The sequence below is a fragment of the Acidovorax sp. K2F genome (genome assembly GCF_025246485.1).
Taxonomy (GTDB): Bacteria; Pseudomonadota; Gammaproteobacteria; order Burkholderiales; family Burkholderiaceae_C; genus Acidovorax; species Acidovorax delafieldii.
Window position 1 is genome coordinate 121,941 of record NZ_JAOBSQ010000037.1, and the last position, 7,526, is coordinate 129,466.

Annotated in this window: 7 protein-coding genes; 6 read left to right on the forward strand and 1 reads right to left on the reverse strand. The window is 58.1% G+C overall.

All coding sequences use genetic code 11. The features are described from left to right. Positions 1-112: 112 nt before the first annotated feature. From N4G42_RS14305 to mmsB, 6 genes are all read left to right on the forward strand, one after another. Positions 113-1,636, forward strand: a complete 1,524-nt coding sequence (locus N4G42_RS14305) for a CoA-acylating methylmalonate-semialdehyde dehydrogenase (protein ID WP_260667654.1) — start codon at positions 113-115, stop codon at positions 1,634-1,636. A 183-nt stretch (positions 1,637-1,819) separates the two neighbouring features. After that, positions 1,820-2,215 carry a lysozyme inhibitor LprI family protein gene (locus N4G42_RS14310; RefSeq protein WP_260667655.1) on the forward strand — a complete coding sequence of 132 codons (396 nt, stop codon included), beginning with the start codon at positions 1,820-1,822 and terminating at the stop codon, positions 2,213-2,215. A gap of 45 nt (positions 2,216-2,260) precedes the next feature. Next, a complete protein-coding gene (locus N4G42_RS14315) occupies positions 2,261-3,427 on the forward strand; it encodes an acyl-CoA dehydrogenase family protein (protein WP_260667656.1) in 1,167 nt (388 codons plus the stop codon). 64 nt (positions 3,428-3,491) lie between these two features. Next, entirely contained in the window at positions 3,492-3,995 is a 504-nt protein-coding gene (locus N4G42_RS14320) for a TfoX/Sxy family protein (RefSeq protein ID WP_260667657.1), read from the forward strand. Positions 3,996-4,028: 33 nt separating this feature from the next. Next, entirely contained in the window at positions 4,029-4,430 is a 402-nt protein-coding gene (locus N4G42_RS14325) for a DUF488 domain-containing protein (RefSeq protein ID WP_056644821.1), read from the forward strand. Between the two features lie 54 nt (positions 4,431-4,484). Beyond that, positions 4,485-5,435, forward strand: a complete 951-nt coding sequence (gene mmsB / locus N4G42_RS14330) for a 3-hydroxyisobutyrate dehydrogenase (protein WP_255581686.1) — start codon at positions 4,485-4,487, stop codon at positions 5,433-5,435. A gap of 180 nt (positions 5,436-5,615) precedes the next feature. Here mmsB and N4G42_RS14335 read toward each other — a convergent pair whose 3' ends face one another. Further along, the gene (locus tag N4G42_RS14335) at positions 5,616-7,406 is read right to left on the reverse strand and encodes a DUF262 domain-containing protein (RefSeq protein WP_108498503.1); all 1,791 of its coding nucleotides are present in this window, start codon (positions 7,404-7,406) and stop codon (positions 5,616-5,618) included. Between the last annotated feature and the right edge of the window lie 120 nt (positions 7,407-7,526).

Below are 7,526 nucleotides of genomic sequence, written 5' to 3' on the forward strand. Positions count from 1 at the left end.
CAAACCTTGTGCGCATCATTGTCTATTGTGCAGACAATTCTGCACAATTAGGATGGCGAAGTTCTGGGCACCCTGCCCGCACCTTTGCCCGCTTTTTCCAGGAGACAAACCGATGAATGCACCCACCTCCCAGGCCGTGCTGGCCCCCACCGTCAAGCTGTTGATCGGCGGCCAGTTCGTCGAATCCAAGTCCACCGAGTGGCGTGACGTGGTGAACCCCGCCACGCAAGAAGTGCTGGCCCGCGTGCCGTTTGCCACGGCCGATGAAATCAATGCCGCAGTGGCCTCGGCCAAGGAAGCGTTCAAGACCTGGAAGAAAACCCCCATCGGCACCCGCGCCCGCATCTTCCTCAAGTACCAGCAGCTCATCCGCGAAAACATGGCCGAACTGGCCGCCATCCTCACGGCCGAACAGGGCAAGACCCTGCCGGATGCCGAAGGCGACGTGTTCCGTGGCCTCGAAGTGGTGGAGCACGCGGCCAGCATCGGCAACCTGCAACTGGGCGAGCTGGCCAACAACGTGGCCGGTGGCGTGGACACCTACACGCTGCTGCAGCCCCTGGGCGTATGCGCAGGCATCACCCCCTTCAACTTCCCCGCCATGATCCCGCTATGGATGTTCCCCATGGCCATTGCCACGGGCAACACCTTCGTGCTCAAGCCCTCCGAGCAAGACCCCATGGTGACCATGCGCCTGGTGGAGCTGGCGCTTGAAGCGGGCATCCCCCCTGGCGTGCTCAACGTGATCCACGGTGGCGAAGCGGCCGTGAACGCGATCTGCGACCACAAGGACATCAAGGCGATCAGCTTCGTGGGCTCCACCAAGGTGGGCACGCACGTCTACAACCGCGCCAGCCTGAACGGCAAGCGCGTGCAATGCATGATGGGTGCCAAGAACCACGCCATCGTGATGCCAGACGCCAACAAGGAACAAACCCTGAACGCCCTGGCTGGTGCTGCCTTTGGTGCCGCAGGCCAGCGCTGCATGGCGCTGTCGGTGGTGGTGCTGGTGGGCGAGGCGCAAAAGTGGATCCCCGAGCTGGTGGCCAAGGCCAAGACCCTGAAGGTGAGCGCCGGTGTGGAAAAAGGCACGGACGTGGGCCCCGTGGTGTCCTGCGCCGCCAAGGACCGCGTGCAGAGCCTGATCGAGCGCGGCATTGCCGACGGCGCCACTCTGGAGCTGGACGGCCGCAACCCGCAGGTGGCTGGCTACGAAAAGGGCAACTTTGTGGGCCCCACGGTGTTCAGCGGCGTGAAGCCCGGCATGAGCATCTACGACCAGGAAATCTTTGGCCCCGTGCTGTGCCTGTCGGCCGCAGCCGACATTGACGAAGCCATTTCCTTCATCAACGACAACCCCAACGGCAACGGCACCGCCATCTTCACCCAGTCGGGCGCGGCAGCCCGCAAGTTCCAGGAAGAGATCGACGTGGGCCAGGTCGGCATCAACGTGCCAATCCCTGTGCCCGTGCCCCTGTTCTCGTTCTCGGGCTCGCGCGCTTCCAAGCTGGGCGACCTGGGCCCCTACGGCAAGCAGGTCGTGCTGTTCTACACGCAGACCAAGACCGTGACGGCGCGCTGGTTTGACGACAGCACCATCTCGCATGGTGTGAACACCACAATCAGTTTGAAGTAACCCCCTGAGCGGCTGCGCCGTTTCCCCCTTTCTCTGCATCGCTGCGCGAGGCGGAAGGGGGACGCAGCCAGCGCCTGCCCCGGGGACTGGCGGCCCTTGCGCGGCTACCTCGCCTTTGTTCGCGCCGGTTTCAACCGCTGTGCGCGGTGGTAAAAGCAGGGCATGCAAACTTTTCAGACAACGATGCAGAGATGGGCCATGGTCTTCGGTGCTGCGAGCGTGATGCTGATCGGGGCCGACGCCCACGCGCAAGCCGGTGCCGCCTGCAAACCCGGTGGCACCGTGGAAGAAACCAACGCCTGCGCCGTGCAAGCCTTCCAGGCGGCAGACACCGAGATCGCCATCCTCTACGGCGACGTGATGCGCGCCCTGTCGGCCCACGAACGGCCCCAGCTGCGGCAGGAGCACACGGCCTGGCAGCGTGAGCGCACCACGCGCTGCAAGCAGGCGCAGCGCAGCAACGAATCGCAACCCCAGTGGCCGCGTCTGTACCACGAGTGCCTGACGGCCGAGACCCAGGCGCGCCGCAAAGGCCTGATGCGCTGGCTGACGCTGGACCACCCGTCCGCCAAGCCCTGAGCAAGGCCGCCAGAACAACAAGAACCGACGACGAGACAGAACACCATGGACTTTGAACTCACCGAAGAACAACGCGCCTTTGCCCAGACGGCCCGCGACTTTGCACAAGCTGAGTTCGCACCCCACGCCGCGCACTGGGACGAGGAAGGCATCTTCCCGCGCGAGGCGATCGCCAAGGCGGGCGAGCTGGGCTTTTGTGGCCTGTATGCACCCGAAGCCGCCGGCGGCCTAGCCCTGCCCCGGCTGGACGCCACGCTGGTCTTTGAAGAAATGGCCGCCGTCGACCCCAGCACCACCGCCTTCATCACCATCCACAACATGGCCACCTGGATGCTGGGCACCTGGGCCACGCCCGCCGTGCGCGACCACTGGGGCCCGCTGCTCACCACGGGCGAAAAGCTAGCCAGCTACTGCCTGACTGAGCCTGGCGCGGGCTCCGACGCCGCCTCGCTCAAGACACGCGCCGAGCTGGTGGGCAACGAATACGTCATCAACGGCAGCAAGGCCTTCATCAGCGGCGCAGGCAGCACCGACGTGCTGGTGCTCATGGCCCGCACCGGCGATGCGCAATCGGGCGCCAGCGGCATCAGCGCCTTTGCCGTGCCCGCCGATGCGCCCGGCATCAGCTACGGCAAGAAGGAACAGAAGATGGGCTGGAACAGCCAGCCCACGCGCACCATCAGCTTTGACAACGTGCGCATCCCCGCCGAAAACCTGCTGGGCCGCGAGGGCGAAGGCTTCAAGATCGCCATGAAGGGCCTGGACGGCGGCCGCATCAACATCGCCACCTGCTCGGTGGGGGCGGCCCAAGGCGCGCTCAACGCCGCCCAGCAGTACATGCAAGACCGCAAACAGTTTGGCAAACCCATCGCCAGCTTCCAGGCGCTGCAGTTCAAGCTGGCCGACATGGCAACGGAACTGGTCGCAGCCCGCCAAATGGTGCGCCTGGCCGCCAGCAAGCTGGACGCCGGTGCCCGCGACGCATCCACCTACTGCGCCATGGCCAAACGTTTTGCCACCGACGCAGGCTTTACCGTGGTCAACGAGGCCCTGCAACTGCACGGCGGCTACGGCTACATCCGCGAATACCCGCTGGAGCGCCTGCTGCGCGACGCACGTGTGCACCAGATCCTGGAGGGCACCAACGAAATCATGCGCGTGATCATTGCGCGGCGCATGCTGGATGGGGACGCCACCGAGGCCATCCGGTAGCTACAACATTCATAGCTATTCAGGCATATTCCACTAGCGCTACCGGCATTTTTTTACTCACACCATGCCCGCCCGCCCGCTGTCCGACGAAACCCTGCACCTGATCGACGCCGTGCGCACGGCGCTCGCGCACCGCAGCGATGTGGAAGAGCGTGCCCTGTTTGGAACGCACGCCTTCTTCGTGGACGGCAAGATGTGCATCGCCGTCAAGGGCGAGGAGCTGCTGGTGCGGTTACCTCCGGAGCGGCACGGCGAGTTGCAGGAGATGCAGAACACGCGCGAGCTGTCACCCGACGGCGGGATGAAGGGCTACTTCTGGGTGGAGCCCAACGGCTTTTCCACCCGGGCGCAATGGAGCTTCTGGATCGACGAAGCACTGGCCTACAACCCGCACGCCAAGGCGGCACCGCCCAAGAAAAAAAGGGATGCCGCCAAAGCCCGGCCAGCTACTGCCAAGACAGTCGCAGCAACAGGCACGCGCACGAAAGGCGCGACAAGCACGACCGCCAAGCCTCCTGCCAAAAAGCCCGCCGCCAAGAAGCACAGCATCTTCGAAGCCGACGACTGACTCACCCCTCCACACCCCACCCGGAGCCCCACCATGCCCCTTCGCATCGTCCGCCTTGGCACCCCGCGCGCCGCCGGGGAAGGCACCCGCATTGGCACCGTGCGCCGCCCGCCGCGTGGCGTGCCCAAGGCCGAGTTCGCCAGCCGCGACTACTACGACGTGTGGTACCCCCTGCTCTCGCCCAGCGCCGACCTCATGGCCCAGGGCCAGCAGGTGCCTACTGGCCAAGAAGGCGACAAGGCCTGGGAGGCTTTCGCTAAACAGTTCCGCAAAGAACTGGCCCAGCCCGAGGCCAGCCGCACGCTGGATTTGCTGGCCGCGCTGTCGCACCACAGCGCAATGTCGCTGGGCTGCTACTGCGAGGACGAAGCGCGCTGCCACCGGTCGGTGCTCCGCGCTGAGCTGGCGGGCCGCGGAGCAGACATCACCGATTGATTTCAGATATTTTTGGGCTCAAGCGCTAGATGAATATGCGCTGGTAGCTATCAAATTCATACCAAATCCGAACCCTTTTTCTTTCACCATCACAACGACATCCAGGAGCAACACACCATGAAAATCGCATTCATCGGCCTCGGCAACATGGGCGGCCCCATGGCACACAACCTGCACAAGGCAGGCCACGAAGTGCGCGCGTTCGACCTCTCGCAACCCGCCCGCGACAAGCTGGCCGCAGACGGCGTGCCCATCGCCACCGATGCCAAGGCGGCAGTCGCAGGCGCCGAAGTCGTCATCAGCATGCTGCCCGCGAGCCAGCATGTGGAAGGCTTGTTCCTCGGCGCGGGCGAGCTGCTGGCCCAGCTGCCTGCGGGCACGCTGATCATCGACTGCTCCACCATCGCAGCCGCCACCTCCCGCAAGGTGGCCGAGGCCGCCAAGGCCAAGGGCGTGGCCTTCATCGACGCACCCGTGTCGGGCGGCACCGGCGGCGCCATTGCAGGCACCCTCACCTTCATGGTGGGCGGCGATGCGGCCGACCTGGAACGCGCCCGCCCCGTGCTCGAAAAAATGGGCGCCAACATCTTCCACGCTGGCAGCGTGGGCGCAGGCCAGACCGCCAAGATCTGCAACAACATGCTGCTGGGCATCCTGATGGCCGGCACCAGCGAAGCCATTGCCCTGGGCGTCGCCAACGGCCTGGACCCCAAGGTGCTGAGCGAAATCATGCGCCGCAGCTCGGGCGGCAACTGGGCGCTGGAGAAGTACAACCCCTTCCCCGGCGTGATGGAAACCGCGCCCGCCAGCAAGGGTTACGCAGGTGGCTTTGGCACGGACTTGATGCTCAAGGACCTAGGGCTGGCGCAGGAGAACGCGATGGCGGTGAAGGCGGCCACGCCGCTGGGGGGCATGGCGCGCAATCTGTATGCGGCGCACAGCCTGGCGGGGCATGGGGGGCTGGATTTTTCCAGCATTATTAAGATAGTGCAGAAAGTTAGTTAATCAAACATCCAAACCAGGAAAAACGCCAGCAAATGCTGGCGTTTTTATTTTAAATGACTGCATTGGAGAACACTGCTTAATGCGCTCGACAAGGCATCTGCATTGTAGCGACTACCCCATAGCCATAAGAAACTGGCGGGTTATCAAAATATAATATCAGAACAGCGATCTGCGCTGCCATTATTTTTGAGCAAGAGCCGAGTCTTTTTCAAACATCTTGAAGAATGTGAAATATTTTGTCGATTCAATTTCCTCATTATGAGAAAGTGCTCTTGCGTAAAATTTTTCATGATACATTGCCGGTTCAGTCCCACGCACAGCCTTAAAGAGGCAGATCTCTTTTGCCCCATAGCTAAAAGTGACCAAGTTTGCCTTGATCTGCGCCTTGAATTCGTCGGATATAGGCTCCTTATCTATCTGCTGAATTATTTTTTGCTCAAGTTGGCTTAAATCCCCATGATACATTTTCGCTTCTTCATCTATGCCAGTTATGAAAAAGGTTTTGTATCTGACACTCGTGGATCCAAAATGGGTGTCGTGTATTAATGCATCTGATTCTTTGTCAGCAACACCCACGATGACGTAACATTCCCCCGGCTTGGTGTTCGTCATCGCAGTAAGAGTCTTTACGATTTTACTGACCACCTTTGGCAAAAACGGGCTCTGCGCGCCAGTTATCTGACAAAATCCCATCTTAAAATCATAACAGACCTGCTCCGTCCTGGATTCATTGAGAATATTCTCAAGATTTTCCACCCAACCACTTAAATTACGATCAATGCCAACCTTTGGTGCAAAATTTTTCCTGATAACACCCAGGACTGCATTAGAAAGAGCCTCTCTTTCTTGAGCGGTCCACTTTTGATCTGAATTTAGTGATGTGAGGTGTGCATCAAAGATGCCTTCAAGAGAGGACTGCAAATTCTCATAATTAGCTATTTTTAGATTTTCTTGAATTATAGCCTTGTGCATAGCAATGAATATCACTTGATAGACTTGCGTCACCTTATTTGGCTTACCTTTAAAAACAAGGCTTTTAAAATTTTGATCGCGACATTCAATTGTTTTTTTCAACTCCTCAAAAACGTGCTTAAAATGTCGAAGTAGCGTCTCCTTGCCTAATTTATTGATTTGCCTCGCAAGCTGTTCCGCTTCATTTGTTTGGCTGTCATATATCTCATCCAAGTAATGAGAGGTAGTTTGGGCGCCGACGCAATCCGCAATATATGAAAGCAGGTGCGCAACCAGCTCTTCATCACGGGACATTCTGATATTGTCTTGCGTTATTATTCCGTGCTTCGCCCAAAATATATCAGTCAAATTTATCCCATAAGCAAGCCCTCTGTTGCTTAGACTAATACTTCTCATATTCCGAAGATCAACGAAATTTGAGTGAGAGCTGTCCTTTCTGATATATATTGCCGCTTCATTTATGGATTCTGGAATTAATCCAAGCGAGCCGGCTTGGCGAACATCTTGCTTTGAAAGAGTCCTGCCGCCCGTATTTATTCTTCGAAAGCTCTCATCGAGCTTTAAGGGCTCGCTCTCATCAAAAATTGAGAAGGGCACCGGATAATCAAGTATTTTTGCACACTCGTCGATAGGCAATGCCGGCTCCTTCTGAATTAGTTCTCCGGAGTCCTTTTTTGCTTTCGTCTGAGCAATGGCCTCTAAATTGAAGTAATGCGACGAAACCGAAAACTCACCTTCAATAAATGACGTTACCGCATTCAATCTTTGCATTCCATCCAATACTTCTAGTGCATTGCTGTCGTCCGCTTTTTTATAGTTTGCACCTAATATCATGGGTATAGGGTACCCATTAAGAATAGAATCGATAAATTTCGCTTTCTCATCAATACTCCAAACAAGTTTTCGCTGATACCTTCGATTGATCAAATAATAACCAAGCAAGTACTGCGAGTAAATATTTTGAACCGTAATACCCTTGATACTCAAATTTGCCTGCATTACTTCTCCGCAAAATATTTATTTATTAAAATAGTTAACGTAACGTTAACTAAAGGTCAGCATATTGACGAAGCCCATAGGAAGAAATTTTGAGTATTGGGCGGATCTTTGTCCGCCTAA